The sequence below is a fragment of the Methylophaga sp. F-2 genome, assembly GCF_056859315.1.
In genome coordinates, this window is the sequence record NZ_JBSXOF010000018.1 from 252261 (window position 1) to 276389 (window position 24129).

Sequence of the window (24129 nt, forward strand, 5' to 3'; positions counted from 1 at the left end):
AAATTGAGCCCCACAGTGTCGGTGCGACGGGGGTTCTTGAACCATGAGATTCAAGAGGGAAACTTCATGAAGATGGCAAACTTCCCGTCAAGCGGGCTTGTTTTTCAACTTCTAATTTTCAGTTTCCTTAAGCATTTGCTTATCGGCTCAAGACACACATGTCGCTATCGAGCACCGCAGGGACATAACTAATGATACGCAAAATAACTTGGCTTAGCTCAAGTTTTTCAGAGCTCTAACTGTCTATCTTCTTCCAGAAAAGCGCTAACACGCTCTTTCAATTGTAGAATTTTATTGTTTACTTTTTCCATGTCATGACCTTCGTCATGTTTAAAAATAAGCAACTCATGCGCTAAATTTAATGCTGCCATCACAGCAATGCGATCCACACCCACGACTTTTCCGGTTTGGCGGATTTTTTCCATATTGTCATGGACCATTTTTGCGGACGCAATCAACGCTTCTTTTTCTTCCTCAGGACAAGCAATTTGATATTCCTTACCCAGAATGGTGACGGTTACCGGTGAACTCATAATTCGCTATCCAATTCTCTCAAACGATTAACCATTTTCTCAATCCGGCTTCGAGCAACATCGGTTTTTTCGATCAGTTGCGTACGTTCTGAAAGCCATGCTGTCTGCTGTGAGCGTAACAACATGTTCTCTTCCCGCAATCGACGACTGGTACGAAGTAGCTCATCCACTTGTTGTTCCAATTGTTGTATCGCGTTTTTATCCATTAATATGAGTTCTTTCGCTGTGCGAGAATAAAGCCTAACTATAGACGTGCGCTGCCGACTCGGTCAACAACTGTCATAATAGGAACAATTTGTGTTCCAATGCATCACATTGAACAAGATATCTTTTTAGTCATTATTCAGGTTTTAACTTTATGTCACAACTCTATTTTCCATCCTTATCTCCCGATAATCAGACAGGTGATGGCCCGGCAAGCCTGGCAGAACTCCAGGGCGCATTATGCGGTTTGCTGTGTATGGATGCATTAGCTGATCGAAAAAACTGGTATGTACGGCTGTTTGAAGACTTTTCGCCAGCCGAAGAAGAAAAACAAGATTTAACACATTTATTTGACGAGACCATTCAGTCATTAAACAGCCTCGACTTCGATTTTCAGATTGAACTTCCGGATGATAATGCTCCGATAGTTTCGCGTTTATCTGCGATGGCTGATTGGTGTCAGGGACTAGTCTATGGCCTCGGTACATCAGGTATGACTAATGAGACCGAGTTATCTGATGATTGTCAGGAATACGTCACCGATGTGATCAAAATCAGCCAGGTAAACTTTGAAAACGTGGAAGATACAGAAGAAGAACGTGCTAACTTTGAAGAGTTAGTTGAATACATCCGCATGGGACTCTTTTTATTATATGGAGAGTTACAACCTGCCGATCCTACAGACGAAGCTACCGAACACTAATGCAAAAGAAAGAATTCGCCAAACGCCGTCAACACCTGATGGATATTATGGGGCCTGACACGATAGCCGTGCTACCGAATGCTCCCGTCGCCAACCGTAACCGTGACGTTGACTACCCTTACCGTAGTGACAGTAATTTTCATTACCTTACCGGTTTTGATGAACCTGAATCAGTGCTTGTGCTGATTCCAGGCCGAGAACATGGTGAATATATCTTGTTTTGCCGTGAACGTGATTTGGACAAGGAAATCTGGGATGGTTACCGTGCTGGTCAGGATGGCGCCATAAATAACTTTGGTGCGGACGATTCCTACCCTATCAGCGATCTCGATGATATTTTACCGGGCCTGCTGGAAGACAAAGAAAAAGTCTATTACACCATGGGAAACCAACCCAGCTTTGACCAGCATATGGTGTCTTGGTTAAACCACCTACGACAGGCCTCTCGCTCAGGAAAACATTCACCAACTGAAATTATTGAGTTAGAGCATTGCCTCAATGAGCTTCGCTTATTCAAAAGCAGTCAGGAAATCAAAGCGATGAAACAGGCGGCAAAAGCCTCTGTTCAAGCGCATATTCGTGCAATGCAATTTACTAAACCAGGCAAATGGGAATATGAAGTCGAAGCCGAGATTATTCATGAATTTATGAAACATGGCTGCCGTTCTCCGGCTTACCCTTCTATCGTCGGTGGTGGTGAAAATGGCTGCATCCTTCACTACATCGAAAATAACGCCAAACTGAAAAATAACGACTTGTTATTAATAGACGCTGGTGCAGAGTATGAATGTTACGCAGGTGACATCACCCGGACGTTCCCTGTTAATGGCAAATTCAGCCCAGCTCAGGCGGCCTTATACCAGGTGGTATTAGATGCGCAAAAAGCGGCTATAGCGGCCGTCAAACCTGGCAATCATTGGAATCAGCCTCACGAAGTGGCGGTAGAAGTGCTGACACAAGGCTTGGTTGATCTGGGTATTCTGAAAGGCGATGTCGCTCAACTTATTGAAGACGCCGCCTATCGCGAATTTTATATGCATCGCACCGGTCATTGGTTAGGTATGGACGTTCATGATGTCGGCGATTATAAAGTAGGTGGCGAATGGCGACTGCTTGAACCGGGCATGGTCTTGACTGTTGAACCCGGTCTGTACATACGTGATCAGGCTCATGTTGATAAAAAATGGCACTTCACCGGCATTCGCATAGAAGATGATGTGTTGGTAACAAAGGACGGCTGCGAAGTGCTAACTGAGGCGGCACCCAAAGAAATTGATGAAATTGAAGCTTTAATGGCGGAGGCAATATAAAAACGTGAATCACGGCGTATTTGATGTGCTCATTGTGGGGGGAGGCATGGCGGGAGCCAGCCTTGCTATCGCATTAAAAAATAGTCAGTTAAAAATTGGTCTTATTGAAGCCAAATCATTAGAGACTGATTCACAACCCAGTTACGATGATCGGGGTATTGCGCTTAGTTATGGCTCACAGCGCATATTTGACACCATGGGTATCTGGTCTCACATTGCTCAGCATGCCAGCCCCATTCATCATATTCATGTGTCTGAACGCGGCCGATTCGGCGTTACCCGCTTATCTGCTGAACAAGAACAGGTGCCCGCTTTAGGGCAAGTTATCACTGCCAGACATTTAGGTCACAGTCTTAACCGCCAATTACTGAAACTTAGTAATCTGACATTATTCTGCCCTGCCACGGTGACGAGTGTCTTAACTGAGACTGATAAAGTTAAGGTCACCTTGGGTGATGGAGCAGTATTAGAGACAAAATTGATTGTCGCCGCTGATGGCCGCGACTCTACTATCCGCCATTGCCTGAAATTAGGGGCGTGGGAACAAGATTACAATCAGGTTGCTGTCACGGCCAATATCTCTACGGATAAACCTCATCAGGGATGGGCATACGAACGTTTCACAGCCTCTGGTCCTATGGCTTTGTTACCAATGACTGACAAACGAAGTAGTCTGGTATGGACTGTTAAGTCAGGTGAGCAAGAGGCGTTGCTGGCGATGTCAGAACAAGCGTTTCTGAAACAATTACAGAGCGAATTTGGCTATCGTGCCGGTCGCTTTACTCGTGTCGGCCAGCGAAATAGTCATCCCTTAATTCTGATGCAAGCGGATATGCCTGTTCAGCCAAGGATCGTATTTATTGGTAATGCTGCTCACAGTCTGCATCCTATTGCCGGACAGGGGTTTAACCTCGGACTGCGTGATGTTGCCGTATTAGCAGAACATCTGTTTAACGCAGAAGACTGCGGTGATGCAAAACTACTGAAAAACTATCAGGAACAACGCCAAAAAGACCAGAATCAAGTGGTCAAATCCACTGATCAGTTGGTCAAATTATTCAGTAACAATATCCCTGTTTTGGGTCATCTGCGAGGCGCAGGCCTGACATTAGTTGACGCCATGCCAGTGATGAAACACTGGCTTGCCACAAAAAGTATGGGCTTGGCGCAGGCACAGCCGAAATTAGCCAGAGGTGTTCCACTAACATGAAACAAGAATATGACATTGCGATTGTCGGTGGCGGTATGGTTGGCTCTTGTCTGGCCTTAGCATTATCGCGCCACAGTGACTTTAGTATTGCCCTGATTGAAGCGCAGACATTTGAAACTTTAGCTGAAGATGCCCCTTTTGATATCCGGGTTAGCGCCTTAACCAAGGGCAGTGAGAATATTTTAAAAGCTCTTAATATCTGGTCAATGTTACCGCCGTCCCGCTTATCGGCATTTTCTGATATGAAAGTCTGGGAAACTGCAGGCAGTGAACTGCATTTTAATAGTGCGGATATGGGAGCAGCTAACCTCGGCCACATTATCGAAAACCGACAATTGCAGCAAACCAGTTTCTCTCTATGTCAGCAACAGCCCAATATTGATGTGATTACACCGGTAAAACCGATCGCTATTGAACATCAGCACCTTCATCTCGACAATGATCGTACACTGAAAACGAAACTGATCATCGCTGCTGATGGCGCACATTCCGCCATAAAAGCGTTCGCTGACATTGAAACGAAAGGCTGGACGTATCAACAAAAAGGCTTGGTATGCAACGTCACTACAACAGCCTCACATCAACAGACGGCATGGCAACGCTTTTTACCGGAAGGCCCTCTTGCGTTCCTGCCTCTCGCAGATAGTCACCAGTGTTCTATCGTCTGGACTTTGAGCTCTGACAATGCCGATCATTTATTGGCTCTGCCTGATGATGAGTTTATCAACGAGCTCAATATCGCTTTTGAAGAACGTCTTGGTAAAGTCACAAAAATCAGTCATCGCAATGCTTTCCCTTTACAGTTACGCCATGCTGACACCTATATCAAACCAGGTTTAGTTCTTGTCGGTGATGCTGCTCATACAATTCATCCACTGGCTGGGCAAGGCGTTAATATTGGTCTATTAGATGCGGCAACCTTGGCTGAAGTCATTATTGCTGCAGCCCAGCAAGGCCGAGATATTGGCCAGTTACATACATTACAAAAATATCAGCGACAACGACATGCGGATAATCTGCTGATGCAAATGAGTATGGATATGTTTAAGCGTGTATTCACTAACTCTCTGACCCCAGTAAAATGGTTACGTCAATTGGGTCTACGCCAGGTCAATAAAAGCCGTTTACTAAAAAACCTTTTTATGCAGCAAGCGGCAAGTCGATCCTTTGCCACTCCCAAATTAGCTCATCGCCTTCATGATCATCACTAGTTGAAAAATCAGGCTGACAGACCTGTCTGTTTTTTGATGACTTACCCTACTCCACGGAGCCATGTATGTTTCGATTTCTTACCCGTCAGTTTCTGACCGGCCTTATCACAATACTGCCTATCACCATAACGCTCTATCTGATTTACTGGGTTATTTCCTCAACTGAACAGGCATTGAGTCACGTCATCAAGTTTATCCTGCCTGATTATATGTATTGGCCTGGCATGGGATTTCTCGCTGCCATTGCCTTGATTTTTTCACTCGGCATCATGATGCGGCTCTATGTTTTCAAACGCTTATTCAAATTTGCTGAAAGCTTGCTTTATCACTTACCTGTTATCAAATCGATATATGGCAGCATGCATGATTTTTTCCATTACTTCACCCCCGGTCGAGAAACAGAGTTTCAACAAGTTGTCGCCGTCAAACTCGATAATGGTATGGAAATGATTGGTTTTATTACACTGGATAATGCCGAACATTTGCCGACACAAGATGATGAAGAACGCGTGCTGGTCTATTTTCCGATGAGTTACAACATCGGTGGTTACCCAGTCATTATGCCAAGACGCTTGTTGAAACCTGTCGATATGACCATGGAACAAGCGATGCGTTTTGTATTAACCGCTGGTGTCGCGGGTCATACAAAACCTAAATAGGCAGGAAAGCTAATGTGGCCGCTCTGACGACAAAAGTTTTGATAATACGGCCATTTTTCTGGGCTATGAGTTGAGCAAGATTATCTTGTGTCGCTATCATTTTTCCAAATATACGCTGATAGCTTAAATTACGTACTTCCCCTGAAAGGCTGTCACTAAGCATGAGTAAATTACCCTCAGAGTCACGTTTTTTTGCCAGTAACCAGGCAGCAATTTCGATGTTACGCGCACTGTTGTATAGTTTTTGCTGATCGATAGAAGTCAGATAAAAAAACTCGCTATGATTATCGTAAGACGCCATCAACATTTTTCTTAAGCCGATAATATAGGCCAGCACTCGGTCTCCCTGAAAGCGTTCATCCAACGCAAGCCGGATAATATCGGTGGGTTTTCTGATGATGGCCCATTCGGGATAGATAAAGTCGACCTGTCTGGAGAATGTTCTCTCTACACTCTCTTTTATAGTTCTGACATCCCTGTCATGGCGCAGATTTGGATTACGTTTATATAGCTTAAACATCAACCTTTTGAGCTGAGCCATAACAGCTTGCTGGTGAACTTCTATCACCTCATCTATATCGCTCTTAGCCAGTCGAGAAACGCCAGGCTCGGACTGTCCGTTATTTCCGCTTGTCGCGCACCCCATTAAAAAGCAGACAAGCCATAAAACACTAAACCATCTCATCCACTATTTGCCCTCCTGATGGCTTGGTGTTATCTAAATTCTCAATATACAAATACTGCTGCACTGTTTTTGGTAACACCGTCGATTTTTGTTCAGACTGAGACGATTCACTTTCAGTGCTAATAAAATAACGAATAAACTGTGCTTGTTGGCTATCTTGTGCTGATACCACAGGGGTAACAATATTGGAGGTATCGGCTTGTTCTTTGTCAACCAGCGTTAAACTGGTTTCAACAGCAGAATCAAAAGTAACAGGTAAACGTGAGCTGTTGCGTGATTCAGTGGGAACCAGCGGATAGAAATTAGCTTGTCTGTTATTGTTTATCTGCATGTGAATTTACGCCATTTCTCGGCTTGTTACGCCTGCGTCTTGGTTTTTCTGGTTTATTCACGTCATGTCTTTTTCGCTGCTGTATCGCTTCTTTTTCTCTTTTTACCCGCGGTTTTGGTGTTTCTAAGTGTTCATCAGACGTCGAAGCCAAGGGTAATTTATGCTTAATATAAGCCTCAATATCCGGTAATGAAAACACATATTCTTCACAAGCTAAACTAATGGCCACACCACTGGCGCCGGCACGGGCTGTACGGCCTGTTCTGTGCACATAATCTTCCACATCTTGAGGTAAGTCATAATTAAACACGTGACTGACTGCAGGAATATGCAGGCCTCGCGCAGCGACATCGGTGGCGACAAGAAAAGGAAACTCACCATCCTGAAAATGCTGTAACAGACGCTCGCGTTTTTTTTGCGGTACATCGCCAGAAAGTAATGAAGCTTTGTACCCATTTCCTTCTAAATAGCCCCAAACTGCTTCAGCAGCTTGTTTGGTATTCACAAAAATAATGCCTCGCTCTGGGTTTAACCGAGCAATCAACGCAAGTAATAATGGAATCTTTTCATCATTCGCCGGGTAATACACCCATTCTTCAATACGATCGCCCATCATTTTTTCAGGCTCAACCTGAACCTTTTCCGGGTTATTCATATGTTCATAGGCGAGTTCACTGACTTTGTAACTCAAGGTGGCGGAAAACAACATACCTAAACGTTGTTCGGGTTTGGGAATGCGTCGCAGGAAATAACGTACATCTTTAATAAAGCCAAGATCAAACATCCGATCCGCTTCATCCAGCACCACCACATCAATAAATTTTAAACTGAAAACATGCTGTTTCTGATAATCCAGCAAGCGTCCGGGTGTACCAATCAAAATATCCAGACCACCAGTAATCATATCTCGCTGACGTTGGTAATCTTTGCCACCATGAGCGATGCCTATGCGTAAATTTGATTCCACATTCAGTTTTTCCGCATCCTTGGCTATCTGAATGGCTAATTCGCGGGTTGGCGCCAGGATTAGTGCTCTGGGTTGTTTTCCATCCCAGTTTTCCGCAGGGGCTTTTTCAAGTAAACACTGGAAAGTCGCCAGTAAAAAAGCGATGGTTTTTCCTGTTCCTGTCTGTGCCTGACCAGCGACATCGCGCCCGGATAATAATAGTGGCAGCGCAGATGCTTGGATCGGCGTGCAAAATTCGAATCCGGCCTGTGCCAGCCCGGCTTTTAGTGAAGCGTGGAGTGGCAAGGATGAGAAGGCCTGCTCGGTTAGATGTGCACTCATAGAATACTTGCATTACCTTTTATGATAGGAAAAAATGTTAGGCTATATCGTATGGGAGTATAGACCCACGATAATTTATATACCACTGGAGATAAAACATGAGCGAAAACGTCACCCACGTGACCGATGGCGACTTTGATAGCCAAGTACTACAGTCTGACCTGCCTGTGTTGGTCGATTACTGGGCTGAATGGTGTGGTCCATGCAAAATGATCGCCCCTGTATTGGATGAAATCGCGACCGAGTACGCTGGTAAATTGAAAGTTTGCAAACTGAATATTGACGAAAACCAGGACACTCCACCACGTTACGGTATCCGTGGTATCCCAACATTGATGCTATTTAAAGACGGTGAAGTCGAAGCAACAAAAGTGGGTGCTTTAACGAAATCACAATTAGCTGCATTTTTAGACAGCAATATTTAAAAAAATGAACTCCCCGCCGGATATCCTCAGCGGGGAGTTTGCTTTTTAAGCTTGTGAGTTATGCCGGCTATTCATCAGCCCCCCGCCTGGCTGGTAATGCATGACCACCCTCGACCAGTACATTCAGTCACATCTGATAATGCGCTGGTTTCTTTATGCCTGAACTATATGATCACAAAATGGATGTCTCAGAACTTTTAAATGACCTAAATAAACCACAACGTGAAGCCGTTGCTGCTCCGTTGGGCCACGCCAGAATATTAGCGGGTGCCGGCAGTGGTAAAACGCGTGTATTAGTTCATCGTATCGCCTGGCTGATTCAGGCTGAAGGTTTCTCGGCGGGCAATATTCTTGCTGTTACCTTTACCAACAAAGCTGCCGCTGAAATGCGTGGTCGAATTGAAGACATTCTGGGCTATCCACCCGGCGGAATGTGGGTAGGCACATTCCATGGTCTGGCACATCGTTTACTCCGATCTCACTGGAAAGAGGCAGAACTGCCACAGAACTTTCAGATTCTTGATAGTGATGACCAACTGCGGATGTTAAAACGCATCATCCGAGCCATGGAACTTGATGAAGCCCAATGGCCACCCAAACAGGCTCAGTGGTACATCAATGCTCAGAAGGACGAAGGTCTCAGAGCTAAAGACATTCAAGCCGGCCATGATCCTTATTCAAAAAATATGCTGGCGATTTATAGTGCCTACGAACAGGCCTGTCAGCGCGCTGGTGTGATTGATTTTGGTGAAATATTACTCAGAAGCCATGAACTGTGGTTAAAACGTCCAGATATTCTGGCGCAATATCAGCAGCGGTTTAAACAAATTTTAGTCGACGAATTTCAGGATACCAATACCCTGCAATATGCCTGGTTACGTATGTTAGCTGGCAGTAGCGGACACCTTTTCATCGTCGGGGATGATGACCAATCGATATACGGCTGGCGTGGTGCTCGCATTGAAAATATCCAACAGTTTGATAAAGACTACCAAGGTGCCAGCACCATCCGTCTGGAACAAAACTATCGCTCCACCGGTAATATTCTCAAAGCGGCGAATGCAGTTATCGCCAATAATAGTGAGCGTTTAGGCAAAGAACTCTGGACAGAAGATGATGATGGTGATCTCATCCAGATTTACAACGCTTATAACGAGCGCGATGAAGCTTCTTATCTGGTAGAACAAATCCGCAAATGGGTTGAAAATGGCGGTAAACGCAGTGATGCTGCCGTGCTGTATCGCTCCAACGCCCAATCACGTGTCATTGAGGAAGCCTTATTACAAGCAGCCATGCCCTATCGGGTTTATGGTGGCTTACGCTTCTTCGAGCGAGCCGAAATCAAGGATGTGCTTTCTTATTTACGGCTGGTATCAAATCGTCTCGACGATGCCGCCTTCGAACGTATCGTTAACACCCCGACCCGAGGCATAGGGGCGGCCACGCTGACACAATTGCGTCAATATGCCCGTGAGCGCGGTATTTCCATGTGGCATAGCGCTATTGAAATGCTGAATGCTAAAACTTTCGCTGCCCGTGCTGGCAATGCATTAGCGGCTTTTCTCACCTTGATTGATTCGCTAACGCCTGAGCAAGAAGGTGTGATGTCTTTAAACGAAATCACCCAACTGGTTATCGATGAAAGTGGTTTAAAAGCCCATTATGCGAAAGATAAAACTGAAAAAGGTCAGGGCCGGTTAGACAATCTAGAGGAATTAATCTCCGCCACCAAACAGTTTCACAAGCCTGAAGAAGCTGAAGATATGTCCGATCTGGATGCGTTTCTTGCCCATGCCGCACTGGAGGCAGGTGAGAATCAGGCCGATCGCTGGGAAGACTGTGTGCAGTTAATGACGCTTCATTCGGCTAAAGGTCTGGAGTTTCCTATCGTCTTTATGGTGGGAATGGAAGAAGGCCTTTTCCCCGGACAGAAATCTAGTGATGATCCGGTTCGACTCGCTGAAGAAAGGCGTCTTTGCTACGTCGGCATGACACGTGCCAGAAAGACGTTATATCTGCTATTCACAGAATCGCGTTTTCTCTACGGGCAGGAAATGATGCAACGGCCTTCCCGTTTTTTGAGCGAATTACCCAGCAGCTGTACAGAAGAGGTTCGTGCTCGCAATAATCACATCAGCCCAAGCATCAATAGTGTTCGAGGTCGGGAAAGTCAGACATTAAATGAAACCGGCATCAAAACCGGACAACAAGTACATCATCAAAAATTTGGCCCCGGTGTTGTGGTAGATACTGAAGGTTCAGGTAAAAATGCACGGGTACAAGTCAACTTTAAGCATGCAGGAAGTAAGTGGTTGGTACTTGCTTATGCTAAATTAGACATACTTTAATCAGGGATATTATCTATGTTGGCATCATGTTTATCACGTTCATTCATTGTGGGTTTTCTCGCCCTGATGTTGACCTCATGTGGACAAAGTGATCAATCTCAGTCCGTCACTGATAATACAACGAACAATAAAACCTACCGCTGGAAAATGGTCACGACATGGCCACCAGGCTTCCCTGTTTTACAAGAAGGGGCTGAACGTTTTGCCGCTAATATCAAAGCGATGTCCAATGGTCGTCTTGAAATCAAAGTTTATGCAGGTGGTGAACTGATTCCTGCTTTACAGGTATTTGAAGCCGTGTCACAAGGTACGGTTGAAATGGGTCATGGCAGTGCCTATTACTGGGCCGGTAAAGTACCTGAAGCCCAGTTCTTTTCTACCGTACCTTTTGGTATGACTGCTTTAGGTATGAATTCATGGCTATACGATGGCGGCGGTCTCGAATTATGGCGTGAAATCTATAAACCGTTTCATGTCATCCCCTTCCCACTTGGTAATACGGGTGTTCAGATGGGTGGCTGGTTTAATAAAGAAATCAACTCAGTTGATGATCTGCAAGGTCTAAAAATGCGTATTCCTGGCTTAGGCGGCAAAGTATTGGCTAAAGCTGGCGGTAACCCGGTTTTATTGGCCGGTAGCGAAGTTTATAGTGCGCTTGAACGTAATACCATTGATGCCACTGAATGGATTGGTCCATACCATGATGAGCGTTTAGGCCTTTACCGTGCTGCACAGCATTATTATTATCCGGGCTGGCATGAACCAGGCACCGTACTCGAATTAACCGTCAATGAACGTGCTTGGAATAGCTTACCGGCAGATCTACAGGCAATCGTCACTAATGCCGCGCAAGCAGAAAACCTGACTATGTTGTCAGAAATGGAACACAAAAATGCCGAGGCATTACAGATTTTAAAAGCCCGCGATGACATCACCATTGCACCATTTCCTGATGATGTTTTACAACGTTTAAAAACCTTATCTGAAGAGACATTAGCCGAAGAAGCGGCGAAAAATCCTAAGTTTAAACGTGTGTATGAGGCATATCAGGCATTTCGTAAGAAAGATGCTGCCTGGTCTGAAATCTCTGAGCGTAGCTATCTTAATATTGAACCGGCACAATGATTTTTTTGATCTTTACCGCTGAAGGCTTAGCAGAAGCCGCTGCAGAGATAAAAGCAGAGAAAGCCACACTCTGGCTGAATCCTGGTCTACAAGAAAATGATAAATTGTCTGGGTTTATCGCTGCAGGTTGTGATTGTTATTTTCTACCCGAACAGGTTGATGCAGGCAATGAGAAAGCGGTATTAAATGCCTTAAGTCACGTAGAAAAAAATAGTCGTGACAATGAAATCTATGTTGAATATTTATAAATGAAAAATGTCCTTTTTATCGTCTTTTGTTTGATCAGTTTGTCTGTATTTGCCGACTCAGAGTGGGCTGCCTCAGATGTCCAAGTGGATAAACCGATTGATATCAAGGTTTACCGTAACCCTGATTGCCAATGCTGCCACAAATGGATGACTTACCTGGAAGATCACGGTTTTCATGTTATTGATCAACCAACACACAATCTTGATGCCATAAAAGAGAAGCTCGGTGTGCCCAGTGCGATGCACTCCTGCCACACTGCCTTGGTAGACGGTTATGCTATTGAAGGCCATGTACCAGCAGAAGACATTATGCGCTTATTAACCCAAAAGCCGGATATCACCGGACTCGCCGTCCCACAAATGCCTGTCGGTACACCCGGAATGGAAATGGGACTGCGTAAAGATAACTTTGCTGTTATCGAATTTAATCAAGCACAGCAATATTCTATTTTTACAACATACCAAGTTGATAAGAATCACCAATATCAGGCCAGCACAACCGAGGAATAACGATGGAAGTGCTCGTTGTGCTGAGCAGGTTACTGTTCTCGGCATTTTCTAATGTTTTTCAAAAGCAGCTGACTCACCGTGGTTTTGACTCACTGTTTATTGTGTTTAGTGCTTACCTTGTTCTGGCTGTAATTTGTCTGCCATTACTGTTCTTATTTGATCCGTTTTCGCTGTCGCCCACGTTCTGGATCAATATTTTTTTTGCTGCTTTACTCGACATGGCCGGTACGGTGTATCTGGTGATGTCATTGTCAAAAACTGATTTATCTGTATTCGGCCCATTGAATGCCTATAAAGTCGTTGTTTCAATGATTTTGGCAATGATCTTTATTGGTGAAATACCAAACCTGCAAGGTTTCTTTGGTGTCGCTGTTATCGTTGCCGGTAGTTATTTTTTATTTCCAGCTAAAACAACTCAGCAGAGCCGCATCAAGACCTTATTGAAAGATAAAGGTGTTCAATACCGTTTTTTATCTATTCTGCTTTTTTCTATCGGCACCCTGCCTCTTAAAACAGCTGTGGTTAATGGCGGCGCCTTAGCGACAACCGTTTTCTGGTGTCTATTCGGACTACCACTGGCTGCCATGACCCAATGGTTTTTCATCAAAGGCAAGCTGCAAGAAAACATGACAAAAGCACAGGGAAATATTCAGTCGTTTATTTATCTGGGTTGTCTGATCTTTCTGATGCAATACATGACAATGCTGGTATTTTCACACCTATTCGTCGCTTATTCTCTGGCATTATTTCAGTTAAGTATGGTGTTACAGGTTTTCTTGGGCTACCGTATTTTTAATGAACAATATATATGGCGGCGTCTGTCAGCCTGCCTGGTGATGGTTGCTGGCAGTTTACTGGTGTTAAACGCTTGAGCGAGATCAGGCGTCGCCTGTTATCATGCACTCAGATTGCTAATGGAGAATACAATGAAACGGTTAACTGTCATGCTGACCGGCCTGTTCATGTCAATGCACGTTTTTGCCAACACCATACTGACACCAGTATGGACGAGTCCGGCAGAACTCAAGAACCCTGAGTCCGTTATCTACGATCCGATAACAAAATTGTTATACGTCTCGAACGTCAATGGTAGCCCGCTTGATGTTGATGGCAATGGCTTTATCAGCCAATTATCTGTAGACGGCAAGATACAAAAACTGCACTGGCTGGATGAACTCAATGCACCCAAAGGCCTGGCACTGAATGGCAATAATCTCTATGTTTCTGACATTAATGAGTTAGTCGTCATTGATATTGCTGAGCAACGGATTATTAAACGTTATCCTGCCGAAGGGGCAAAATTTCTAAATGATGTTGCGGTGGATAAACAAGGTAATGTCTATGTAAGCGATATGATGACAGATCGCATCTATCGTTTAGCTGATGACAAATTTGATATCTGGATGGAAGACCCAGCGCTGGAAGCTCCCAACGGATTACTGGTAGAACACAATAATTTAATCGTCGCCAGCTGGGGTCATATGACCAATGGCTTTGAAACCGAAACACCAGGTCATTTAAAAATCATTGATCTCATTACTCACCAAATGAAAAGCCTGGGAGATCAATCTCCTGCAGGTAATCTTGATGGCATTGAAGCCGATGGCCAGGGTAACTACCTGGTCACTGACTGGCTTAATGGTCGTTTATTAAAAATTACACCTCAGGGTCACAGTGAAACCTTGATTGAGTTTAATCAGGGTAGTGCTGATCACACCGTGATGCCAGAGAAAGACCTCGTTATTGTTCCGATGATGATGGATAACGTCATCACCGCATTCCGGATAAATCGTTAAATGTCATTTGAAGATCTTTTACTAGAAGACAGCCTGTTAAGTGCAATTTCTGCTCAAGGCTATACTGAACCCACCCCAATACAAACAGAAACTATACCGCTTATTCTGGCAGGTCAGGATGTGCTGGCCTGTGCAGCGACAGGTACCGGAAAAACAGCGGCCTTTGTGCTGCCTTTGTTGCAAAAACTGTGGGATAGAAAGCAGCGTTCGCATGAACCTGTTGCCTTAATTCTGGCGCCGACACGTGAGCTGGCATTCCAGATCCAGCACGTGATAAAAACATTTAGTAAACAAGATCCTATTGATATTGCGATGATTACCGGCGGTCAGGCGCCCGCAGCACAGCAAAAGTTTTTGGATGAAGGTTGTGATGTCATTATCGCCACACCTGGTCGTCTATTAAATTTAGTTGAACAAGATCAGGCCGATTTATCACTGATTGAATTTGTGGTGATTGATGAAGCTGATCGTATGCTGGATATGGGCCAAGGTCCGGATGTGGCAACACTGTTAGCCTCCATTACAACCGCTTTTCAAACCTGTTTATTTTCCGCCACCCTGGCCGGTGCTGGTGTCGAGATTTTTGCTAATACCTTATTGCCTGATGCCACACGAGTGGATGTGAATGCCTCAAATCAGTACGCAGAACAAGTACAACAACGTGTTTATCTGGCTGATAATCGTGAGCATAAACAGGCTTTATTAACAGCCGTTATCAACTCAGATGCCTGTAAAAGTGCTTTAGTCTTTTGTAATAAAAAAGAACGCGCTGATGAAGTCGCTGACTATCTGCAGTCACAAAACATTTCTGCCCAGGTTGTGCATGGTGAATTTTCACAAGCAGATCGACGCGAGCGCACCCGCAAATTTCGCCAGGGTAAAACTAAAGTATTAGTGGCGACTGACGTTGCCTCTCGCGGCCTGGATTTACCGCAGGTGAGCCATGTCATTAATTATGACGTACCATTCCGCGGCGACATCTATATTCACCGAGTGGGCAGAACCGGTCGGGCCGGGCAGTCAGGGATTGCTGTCAATCTAGTGGAAGCGCACGATCAAAAAAACCTGGAACGTATCCAGCATCATATAGGCCAAACTCTGCCGGTGGTCAAAATGAAAGGTCTGGCTCCAAAGGGTAAAGCCAACAAACAAAAAAGCAAAAAATCAGCAAGCAATCGCTATATCGCTAAAAAAGATCGTGCCCCGGAATAAATCAGCTAAGTCAGTCAATCTGTTACGCTGCTTATTAGTCATAAGCAGCGTGTTGTTGTTGGCAGGGCTGTTTATGCCCATGCTGACGATTACGCAATTTCTGGTCATCAGTGATGATTTCTCGGTGATTTCCGGTATCACTGAACTATGGAAAGCACAAAAGTACGTATTATTTTTTATAATCGGCATTTTTAGCATTGTGATGCCATTAGCCAAAATCGGCCTGCTGTTTCGTTTATTACAGGCAGACTCGCATCCGACACCGGTAAAAATGAAATTATTAAATCTCATGCATGACTATGGTCGCTGGGCGATGCTCGACGTTATGGTGGTTGCCATGCTAATTGTCACCGTCAAACTAGGCGCTATTGCCAGTATTCAAATTCACCCGGGCTTGTACGTGTTTGGCGCAGCCGTATTACTGATTATGCTGACCACGCAACTGACAGTGAATGCATTACGCAGTCAGACAGACTAACCCGTATTTCGCATCCCTGCCGAAATTGCACTAATGGTTCGTAACAACGGATCAAGCCATTTATCGCGTTCTTCTTCGGAAAGGGCATTTTCACGATAACGCTGCAATAACAGAATCTGGATATAGTTAATCGGGTCCAGATACGGCTCGCGTCTGCGCAGAGAGGAGCGCAGTGCCGGGGTTTCCGACATGAGTTTATCTTCATTCACCACCAGCAACACCTGTTTCACCGTACGATGATATTCGGCTGAAATCACCTCAAACACCTGCTGCCCCTGAAATGCATCTTCACACAACGCCGCATAACGGCGAGCGATATTCATATCCGCCTTCGACAGAGACATTTGAGTATTACTCAACAGTGCACTAAAGAAACGCCACTCCTTCACCATTCTGCGTAATGTTTCAATTTTTTCAGGGTCATTCTGATGCCATTGTTCCAGCGCAGTGCCGATGCCATACCATGCCGGTAAAGTATGTCGTGACTGTGCCCAGGAGAAGACCCAACCGATAGCCCGTACTGAGGCTTTGGAACGATCGCCCTGTTTACGGTGCGACGGTCTGGAACCAATATTCATCATGCCGATTTCTGTGACCGGACACACCTCATAAAAGTAATCCAGAAAACCCGCTGTATTTTCTGTTAATTTACGGTAACTCTGCTCACCCACGGTGGTGAGTTGATGCATAACGTCCATAAATGCTGGTTCATCATGACCAGTCTCGGCCACCAGACTACGCGAAGCCTTCATTAATCCAGACACACCCATACCTAATTCATAGGCGGCTGTTTCGATATTGCCATACTTAAACGACAACACTTCGCCTTGCTCAGTGAACTTGATCTGTCCCTGCACCGTACCAACAGGCTGAGAGAGAATAGCATCATGAGTTGGGCCACCACCGCGACCAATGGTGCCACCACGGCCATGGAACATTCGGCATTTCACACCATGTTGTTCTGCCAGATGGCTTATGCGCTGCTGCGCCTGATATAAATTCCATACTGAAGCCAGAATACCGCCATCTTTACAGGAATCAGAATAGCCGAGCATGACTTCCTGTAAATTGCCCGAAGCCGTTAATAAACGACGATAATGTTCATTTTCCAGCAAGGCCGACATCACCGGTTCAATGTGTGATAAATCTTCAATGGTTTCAAACAGCGGTGAAACCCGAAGCAGACAGAACGTCTCCCCATTCTCCTGATAACCACATAAGCCCGCAAAGCGCCCCAGTGTTAACACTTCGAGAATATGGCTCGCCTGATGTGTCATCGATATCACATAGCTGCCAAATGCATTCGCACTGACTTCTTTTTGTAATCGATTCATCAGTTGAAACACGGACAATATCTCTTTATTTTGTCCTTCTAATTCGGGTAATGGTGGTAATTCATGCCTTGCCAGCAGATCGGTAAGTAAAGACTGGCGTTGTGTTTCATCCAACTGTTGATAATCTTCACATAAGCCCGTTTGACGAAGAACCTGAGCCACTGCCTCAGTGTGTAATGTCGATTCCTGACGTACATCCAGGTGATATAAATAAAAACCAAACGTTTCTACCAGTCGAATCAAATCAGTCAGTTCACTGCCAGCCAGATCGGCATCACCATGCGAGACTAATGAGTGATGAATAATGCGAAGATCCTGCAATAATTCCTCTTCATTCTGATAAGCCAGCCCCAATGAAGTGGGTTCAAGATCAGGACGAAAATATTGCTGCAATAGACGTAAATTATCTTCCAGCCGATGCCGCATCATATAAAGTTTTCGACGGTAAGGTTCATTCAGGAACCGATCTGGTTTGGCTCTGAAGGCACCGGCATAACGCTGCTCGGATTCATCAATATTCGCCGCTAATTCGTCACTGATTTGGCACAAAGGCTGTGAATGCGTGAGTTGGTAACTCAATTTAGTGACATCTTCCAGATAACGCCGGATCACCGTACGTTTCTGTAATTGAATTGCCATATCAGTTGTTTCTGCGGTCACGAAAGGATTACCATCACGGTCACCACCAATCCATGAACCAAACTGAATATAACCCGGCACTTTAAATGTGGCACCCGCCGCGATTTCCTCTTTATAAACCCGGCGAATCGCATTTTCCATATTGCGATAACTTCTGGGCACCGCATCAAACAGGCTCACGTTGAAATAATAAAGACCATTCTTAATCTCATCACGCACAGTGGGTTTAACTGCACGAACCTCATCCGTTGACCACAGTAGTTGCACCTGTTTTTTTATCTCTGCCCGTGTGCGCTCTTCTTCAAAAGCCGTTAACGGATCATTGGTCAGCTTTTCATCAAGTAAGAAAATACGACGCAGGATTTCCATCAAGGTACGACGTTTTGACTCGGTCGGATGCGCCGTAAATACAGGCATATACACCATGGTATCCATCATGTGCTGTAATTGCTCGAGGGTGACGCCTTCCTGTTTAAACTGGGTCAGAGTATCTAGATAGGACCCGTGCCATAAATCACGACCGTTACGAAGCTGGATCAGTCGGTTATGGTAGTTAAACGCTTCTTCCGCCGTATTTAGCAGACTGAAATACAAATTAAACGCCCGAATCACTTCACGGAGTGTCGTCGCATCAAGGGTATTCAGAAAACTTAATAACTCTGTTCGTAATAAAGCGTTATCGTCCTTGCGAAGATTGATAAAGCCCTTACGTAACCGCTCTACCGTCTCATAGACCTCACGGCCGGCACGCTCATCAATGACTTCACCAAGGATATGGCCAAGAAAGCGGACGTGTTGGCGCAGCTCTTTGTCGTCAAGCATAGATAATTGCTCGACCGTACTTAGTACAGGTACATAATCTGTCATAGTTTCAACGTTCGTTTACATGGTGATAGAGATCGATATAGATATTGGCGCTGTTTTCCCAACTGAAATCCCCCTCCATTGCGGTGATCATCAGTTTTCGCCATATCCGCGGATGCTGAAACAGTGCGATAGCGCGTTCCAGTGTTTCATATAAAGCTTCTGCTGAAGCCTCGTCAAAACAAAATCCATTAGCGGTGCCGGATTTACGGTTGTCGTCGTTAGCATCAACGACGGTATCAGCCAGGCCACCGGTATTACGCACAACTGGCAGAGTACCATAACGCAGACTATACATCTGATTCAGGCCACAAGGCTCGAAACGGGACGGCATCAGAAATACATCAACGCCAGCCTCAATCTGATGCGAAAGCTTTTCGTCATAGCCAATTGTTAATGCCACTTTATCAGGAAAACGTGCACGAAGTACACGTAATGCTTGCTCAAAATCTGATTCACCACTGCCCAGACAAATCAGCTGAACATCCTGTCCTTGTTCCAGTAAGCGTGTCACGGCTTCTATCGACAGATCAATGCCCTTTTGTGACACCAAACGGCTTATCAAGCCAATGAATAATGTCTGTTCAGATTGAGGTAAATAAAACTTTTGCTGCAATGCCTGCTTATTTTTCTTTTTACGGTTCGGTGTTTTTACTGAATAGTGATAATTCAAATAGGGATCAATGGCCGGATTCCACTCTTCATAATCAATCCCGTTTAAGATACCGCTTAAACGCCCCTGCTCAGCCCGATAAGATAATAAACCTTCTAAACCGTAACCAAATTCAGCATGACAAATCTCTTTGGCATAAGTTGGACTCACCGTTGTAATCTGATCACTAAAAATCAGGCCTGCTTTCATAAATGACATCAGCCCATAAAACTCTAGCCCCTCAATAGACCAGAGCGTTTCAGGTAAGTCGAGCGCATCAAACACCGGGCGTTCAAATAATCCCTGATAGGCCATATTATGGATAGTGAAAATGGTGTCAGGTTTATTTTCTCTCGGCGATAACAGAGCCGGCGCCAAACCCGTTTGCCAATCATTACAATGCAAAATATCCGGTTTCCAGTCCAGACCAGCTTCATCCATGGCCAAGGCTACAATGGCGCGACAAAACAGACTAAACCGAGCCGCATTATCCTCCCAGTCGTAACCATCAGGGTTGCTGTAAGGACCACCATTTCTGTCAAAGTGATACGGTGAATTCAATAACCATACGATAACTTCGGTACCAGGTAATCGCGCTTCGATAATCTCTACCGGCATGTGGTAACCATCCAGTTTCAATCTTGCGACTATTTGAATCTTTTCAATTTTTTGCAGGCATTGGCGATAGGCAGGCATAAAAATTCTGACATCTTGTCCATGTTGCGCCAGAGCAGTCGGTAAGCTGGCAGAAACATCAGCCAAGCCGCCGGTTTTCATTAAAGGATGAACTTCACTACTGGCAAAAAGAATTTTTCGCACGCTTATCTCCCAAAAATTGTACAATTCTCCAAATTATATACGGTCAACGGCTGAGTAATAGCCTGCAACGGGAGAAATCATGCAATCTTGTACCATTGTTATTTTTGGCGCCACAGGCGACTTATCTAAGAAAAAGTTATTGCCTGCTTTATACCATCTTGATGCGGAAAAGCGTTTAACGGCAGATACACGCATTATCTGTATGGGTCGTCGCGAATCCAGTCAAGAAGATTGGAAAGCACAGGTCACAGAATTTGTCAGCCCCAAAGCACGTGGCGGCGTGAATAGTGATCTTCTCAACACATTCCTGGACCGTATTCATTATTTCCAATGCGACATTAATGATGCATTCAGCTATCACGAATTGAATACATTAATTACTACAGAAGAAAATAATTTCTCACAAAACATTGTTTTCTATCTCTCTATCGCGCCCGCACTATTCGGCGTTGTTGGTGATCAGTTAGCCGCCGTTGGCCTGAATAAAGAAGATAATGGCTGGCGTCACTTAGTGGTTGAAAAACCCTTTGGTTACGACCAGAAGAGCGCGGAAGAATTAGAAGGTATTTTGCGCAAAAACTTCACAGAACAACAAACCTATCGTATTGATCATTATCTGGGTAAAGGCACTGTACAGAATATTTTTGTATTCCGCTTTGCTAACTTGTTGCTGGAGCCATTATGGAACCGTAACTATATTGATCACGTCCAGATTACCCACGCTGAACAACAAGGCGTCGGTGGTCGCGCTGGTTACTACGATACATCTGGCGCACTGCGCGATATGATCCAAAGTCACTTGATGCAAGTCATGGCACTCGTGGCAATGGAGCCGCCAGCAGATTTGGGTGATGAATCATTACGCGATGAAAAAGTAAAAGTCCTAAAAGCGATTCGTCCTATTACTGAAGATATCGTTGATGATCACGCCTTCCGCGCGCAATATGCGGCAGGTGAAGTCAATGGTAAAAAAGAGCCTGGTTATCTGGAAGATGATGAAGTACCTAATGACAGCGTGACAGAAACTTACGCAGCTATGAAGCTTTATATCGATAACTGGCGTTGGCGCGGTGTACCGTTCTATTTAAGAACGGGTAAATGCATGCCTGAATCTAAAGCGATGATTGCTATCCGCTTTAAGAAACCACCTCAAGAATTATTTAAAGATACTGTGATTGGTGACAGTCATGCCAACTGGATCGTCATGGGTCTGCAACCAGACAATACCTTACGTATTGAACTGCAAGCCAAACAACCTGGTTTAGAATTAAGTAACCACACAGTGGCACTTGAAACAGTTGAAACCGAAGACACAAAACACCGCTTAGATGCCTATGAGGCATTGATTCTGGATGCTATTTTAGGCGACCGTTCATTGTTCCTACGCTCTGATGAAGTCAATCTGGCATGGAAAGTCGTTGATCCTGTCATCGAGAAATGGGCAAAAGATAAAAGCTTTGTTCACACCTACCCTGCTGGTACATGGGGACCTGAAGAAGTAAGTCGAATTCAGGACAACTCATGCCACGCATGGCGTAATAATGTCTAATCTGTTCCACAATAAAAAAGCCGGCTTCAAGCCGGCTTTTTTATTTCACCTATATACAAACTTAATTCATCGCCTGCCCGAGTTGAATTTTTTTCTCTGGCTGCCATTCTTGATTAAAGGGTTTCATACCAGCAGGTAATAACATCACTACCGTCGAGCCCATATTAAACCGGCCCATTTCCTGGCCTTTTTCAAATGATAGCGCTTCATCTCCTACATAAGTCCAGTTTTCGATTGTTTTACCATAAGGCGGAGTTATCTGACCGGACCATACCGTTTCCATACTGCCAACAAAAATAGCTCCCACCAGTACCAAAACAACATCACCAAATTCCGTGTCAAATACACAAATAACACGTTCATTACGAGCAAATAATCGGGGGACGGCTCTCGCGGTTCGAGGATTAACTGAAAATAATTTTCCAGGCACGTAGCGCATTGCCTTTAACTTTCCCGCGACCGGCATGTGGATACGATGATAATCGCGAGGTGATAAATAAATGGTGGCAAATTGCCCATTATCGTAGCGCTCCGCCAACGCCTTATCGCCGCCCAATAATTCTTCAACACTATAACTTCGGCCCTTAGCCTGAACAATGGTTTGTTCAACGATAGGTCCTATTTGACTCACTGCCCCATCAACGGGTGAAACAACCACATCCTTTCCTGCGGCAACAGGACGAATGTCCTGCCGAAGTTCACGCGTAAAGAAAGCATTGAAGCTTGGATAAAAATCACGATCAGACACCGCAGCTTCACTGAGATTAACGTCAAACTTCCAAGTAATAAAACGGATAAATGCATTCTTAAACCATCTCAGCTGACTACGTGTCAGCGCATGCATGATCACAGATAAGCCATGCTGCGGAATCACATACTGCGGCAACGTCAAAATCACATCAGATAGTTTGCTGAACCAAGAAGGTTGTTGGTATTTTTGCGTTTTACTCATGCCTGCCTCTTTAACCAATTGCCCAAGCTTGTCATAATTCTGTGTAAACCTTTATCGAAATAAATCATGGAGTATAACAAGCAATGAAGAAATCGCTGTCGCTAATCACCATCTTATTAATGTCTATGTTAGTGACGCCGATTCATGCTGCTGATGAAAGCGAGAAAACACCACCCGTTTATTACAAAATCGAAGAACCCTTCACTATCAACTTTGTTAATCAGAGTCAGAAACGCGCCCGTTACCTGCAAATCAAAGTTGCTTTAATGGCCTCAAGCCAGGAAGCTATGGATAGTGCTGTACTCAATCTGCCGATGATTCAGGATGAGCTCAGAACATTGTTTTCACAACAAACATACGAGTCTGTGACGACGATACAAGGCAGAGAAAAATTAGATGCTCTTGCAACTGAACGCGTACAAAAAGTACTGCAAGAAGAAACAGGCAACAGTGATATTAAAAAAGTCTATTTTACGAGCTTTATTCTTCAATAAACGGCACGCTCTTTGCTTAAATTAAACTAACAAAACGGAATAACAATACCATGGCTGAAGAACGCGAAGACATTGAAATTACTGAAGGCAAAGGTGGTAAGAAAAAACTGCTGATTATCATCATTGCTGCATTAGTACTGATCGGAGGCGGTGTAGCAGCATTTTTGCTAATGAGTGGCGGTGACGAACAGGCTGAAGAAGAGAAGGTTGAAGTCAAACAACCCCCTATTTATTACGCCATTGAAGAACCTTTCATTGTGAATTTCTCTGAGCAAAGCAAAGGCGAAGTGAAATACATGCAGATCAAACTCAAGGTTAAAGCCCGCTCTCAGGATGTGATTGATGCGGTCACGCTTAACCTGCCAGCGATCCAACATGAGCTAAATATGCTGTTCTTTAGTCAAAATTATGACGAACTTCAGACTGTCGAAGGTACCAAAGCCTTGCAACAAGCTTCTTTAAACACCATAAATGAAATTTTGAAAAATGAATCTTCCGTTGATGGACAACTGGAAGCCGTCTACTTTACCAGCTTCATAATGCAATAATC

Annotated in this window: 25 protein-coding genes and 1 other RNA gene; 17 read left to right on the plus strand and 9 right to left on the minus strand. The window is 44.6% G+C overall.

The annotated features are described in order from the left end of the window. Positions 1-3 precede the first annotated feature (3 nt). The 3 genes from ssrS to AC13DA_RS08225 all read right to left on the minus strand — a co-directional run bounded on the left by ssrS (position 4) and on the right by AC13DA_RS08225 (position 739). Positions 4-186: non-coding RNA, 6S RNA (ssrS, locus tag AC13DA_RS08215), on the minus strand. A 41-nt stretch (positions 187-227) separates the two neighbouring features. Beyond that, entirely contained in the window at positions 228-533 is a 306-nt protein-coding gene (locus AC13DA_RS08220) for a cell division protein ZapA (RefSeq protein WP_273179884.1), read from the minus strand. After that, positions 530-739, minus strand: coding sequence for a TIGR02449 family protein (locus AC13DA_RS08225; RefSeq protein WP_284451080.1), 210 nt, complete (start codon positions 737-739; stop codon positions 530-532). The genes AC13DA_RS08220 and AC13DA_RS08225 overlap by 4 nt, the downstream gene beginning before the upstream one ends. 152 nt (positions 740-891) lie before the next feature. On the opposite strand from AC13DA_RS08225, the gene AC13DA_RS08230 reads away from it, so the two are divergent. The 5 genes from AC13DA_RS08230 (at position 892) to AC13DA_RS08250 (ending at position 5830) form a co-directional block, all read left to right on the plus strand. Next, positions 892-1440, plus strand: a complete 549-nt coding sequence (locus tag AC13DA_RS08230) for a UPF0149 family protein (RefSeq protein ID WP_007146614.1) — start codon at positions 892-894, stop codon at positions 1438-1440. Then, on the plus strand, positions 1440-2750 hold the full coding sequence (pepP, locus tag AC13DA_RS08235) for a Xaa-Pro aminopeptidase (protein ID WP_007146615.1): 1311 nt from the start codon (positions 1440-1442) through the stop codon (positions 2748-2750). Before AC13DA_RS08230 ends, pepP begins: the two co-directional genes overlap by 1 nt. Before the next feature lie 4 nt (positions 2751-2754). Beyond that, entirely contained in the window at positions 2755-3960 is a 1206-nt protein-coding gene (gene ubiH / locus AC13DA_RS08240) for a 2-octaprenyl-6-methoxyphenyl hydroxylase (protein ID WP_284451079.1), read from the plus strand. Then, complete coding sequence (locus tag AC13DA_RS08245) at positions 3957-5171, plus strand: UbiH/UbiF/VisC/COQ6 family ubiquinone biosynthesis hydroxylase (protein ID WP_284451078.1); 1215 nt, start codon at positions 3957-3959, stop codon at positions 5169-5171. Before ubiH ends, AC13DA_RS08245 begins: the two co-directional genes overlap by 4 nt. Positions 5172-5236: 65 nt before the next feature. After that, on the plus strand, positions 5237-5830 hold the full coding sequence (locus AC13DA_RS08250) for a DUF502 domain-containing protein (protein WP_007146618.1): 594 nt from the start codon (positions 5237-5239) through the stop codon (positions 5828-5830). Here AC13DA_RS08250 and AC13DA_RS08255 read toward each other — a convergent pair. From AC13DA_RS08255 to rhlB, 3 genes are read right to left on the minus strand one after another with little or no spacing between them, the layout of a single operon-like run. Then, on the minus strand, positions 5823-6515 hold the full coding sequence (locus AC13DA_RS08255; protein WP_284451077.1) for a hypothetical protein: 693 nt from the start codon (positions 6513-6515) through the stop codon (positions 5823-5825). The two genes, AC13DA_RS08250 and AC13DA_RS08255, sit on opposite strands and share 8 nt — an antisense overlap. Further along, positions 6502-6846, minus strand: a complete 345-nt coding sequence (locus AC13DA_RS08260) for a hypothetical protein (RefSeq protein WP_284451076.1) — start codon at positions 6844-6846, stop codon at positions 6502-6504. Before AC13DA_RS08260 ends, AC13DA_RS08255 begins: the two co-directional genes overlap by 14 nt. Further along, entirely contained in the window at positions 6830-8134 is a 1305-nt protein-coding gene (rhlB, locus tag AC13DA_RS08265) for an ATP-dependent RNA helicase RhlB (protein WP_482945892.1), read from the minus strand. The genes AC13DA_RS08260 and rhlB overlap by 17 nt, the downstream gene beginning before the upstream one ends. Before the next feature lie 98 nt (positions 8135-8232). Here rhlB and trxA point away from each other — a divergent pair, with 98 nt between their 5' ends. From trxA to AC13DA_RS08310, 9 genes are all read left to right on the plus strand, one after another. Beyond that, a complete protein-coding gene (trxA, locus tag AC13DA_RS08270) occupies positions 8233-8559 on the plus strand; it encodes a thioredoxin TrxA (RefSeq protein ID WP_007146622.1) in 327 nt (108 codons plus the stop codon). Between the two features lie 179 nt (positions 8560-8738). Next, the gene (gene uvrD, locus AC13DA_RS08275; RefSeq protein WP_284451103.1) at positions 8739-10907 is read left to right on the plus strand and encodes a DNA helicase II; all 2169 of its coding nucleotides are present in this window, start codon (positions 8739-8741) and stop codon (positions 10905-10907) included. Between the two features lie 15 nt (positions 10908-10922). Beyond that, a complete protein-coding gene (locus AC13DA_RS08280) occupies positions 10923-12032 on the plus strand; it encodes a TRAP transporter substrate-binding protein (protein WP_273179862.1) in 1110 nt (369 codons plus the stop codon). Further along, positions 12029-12280 (plus strand): hypothetical protein, encoded by a 252-nt coding sequence (locus AC13DA_RS08285; protein WP_284451074.1) that lies wholly within the window; start codon positions 12029-12031, stop codon positions 12278-12280. Before AC13DA_RS08280 ends, AC13DA_RS08285 begins: the two co-directional genes overlap by 4 nt. Further along, positions 12281-12790 (plus strand): DUF411 domain-containing protein, encoded by a 510-nt coding sequence (locus tag AC13DA_RS08290; RefSeq protein ID WP_007146626.1) that lies wholly within the window; start codon positions 12281-12283, stop codon positions 12788-12790. It abuts the gene before it with no gap. Positions 12791-12792: 2 nt separating this feature from the next. Beyond that, on the plus strand, positions 12793-13662 hold the full coding sequence (locus AC13DA_RS08295) for a DMT family transporter (RefSeq protein WP_284451073.1): 870 nt from the start codon (positions 12793-12795) through the stop codon (positions 13660-13662). 54 nt (positions 13663-13716) lie between these two features. Beyond that, positions 13717-14586, plus strand: a complete 870-nt coding sequence (locus AC13DA_RS08300) for an SMP-30/gluconolactonase/LRE family protein (protein WP_273179850.1) — start codon at positions 13717-13719, stop codon at positions 14584-14586. Beyond that, positions 14587-15798 carry a DEAD/DEAH box helicase gene (locus AC13DA_RS08305; RefSeq protein WP_284451072.1) on the plus strand — a complete coding sequence of 404 codons (1212 nt, stop codon included), beginning with the start codon at positions 14587-14589 and terminating at the stop codon, positions 15796-15798. It abuts the gene before it with no gap. Further along, positions 15785-16276: a paraquat-inducible protein A gene (locus tag AC13DA_RS08310; RefSeq protein WP_284451071.1), complete on the plus strand. Its 492-nt coding sequence runs from the start codon at positions 15785-15787 to the stop codon at positions 16274-16276. Before AC13DA_RS08305 ends, AC13DA_RS08310 begins: the two co-directional genes overlap by 14 nt. Here AC13DA_RS08310 and ppc read toward each other — a convergent pair. Beyond that, positions 16273-19116, minus strand: a complete 2844-nt coding sequence (gene ppc, locus AC13DA_RS08315) for a phosphoenolpyruvate carboxylase (protein WP_482945893.1) — start codon at positions 19114-19116, stop codon at positions 16273-16275. The two genes, AC13DA_RS08310 and ppc, sit on opposite strands and share 4 nt — an antisense overlap. Before the next feature lie 4 nt (positions 19117-19120). Next, positions 19121-20584 carry a glycogen synthase GlgA gene (gene glgA / locus AC13DA_RS08320; RefSeq protein WP_482945894.1) on the minus strand — a complete coding sequence of 488 codons (1464 nt, stop codon included), beginning with the start codon at positions 20582-20584 and terminating at the stop codon, positions 19121-19123. A gap of 79 nt (positions 20585-20663) precedes the next feature. Between glgA and zwf the strand changes: the two genes are divergently transcribed. Continuing rightward, positions 20664-22133, plus strand: a complete 1470-nt coding sequence (gene zwf / locus AC13DA_RS08325; RefSeq protein ID WP_482945895.1) for a glucose-6-phosphate dehydrogenase — start codon at positions 20664-20666, stop codon at positions 22131-22133. 61 nt (positions 22134-22194) lie between these two features. Here zwf and asd read toward each other — a convergent pair whose 3' ends face one another. Next, positions 22195-23085 (minus strand): archaetidylserine decarboxylase, encoded by an 891-nt coding sequence (asd, locus tag AC13DA_RS08330; protein ID WP_482945896.1) that lies wholly within the window; start codon positions 23083-23085, stop codon positions 22195-22197. A gap of 83 nt (positions 23086-23168) precedes the next feature. On the opposite strand from asd, the gene AC13DA_RS08335 reads away from it, so the two are divergent. Next, on the plus strand, positions 23169-23579 hold the full coding sequence (locus AC13DA_RS08335) for a flagellar basal body-associated FliL family protein (protein ID WP_482945897.1): 411 nt from the start codon (positions 23169-23171) through the stop codon (positions 23577-23579). A gap of 50 nt (positions 23580-23629) precedes the next feature. After that, positions 23630-24127, plus strand: coding sequence for a flagellar basal body-associated FliL family protein (locus AC13DA_RS08340; protein WP_482945898.1), 498 nt, complete (start codon positions 23630-23632; stop codon positions 24125-24127). The last annotated feature ends 2 nt before the right edge of the window (positions 24128-24129 follow it).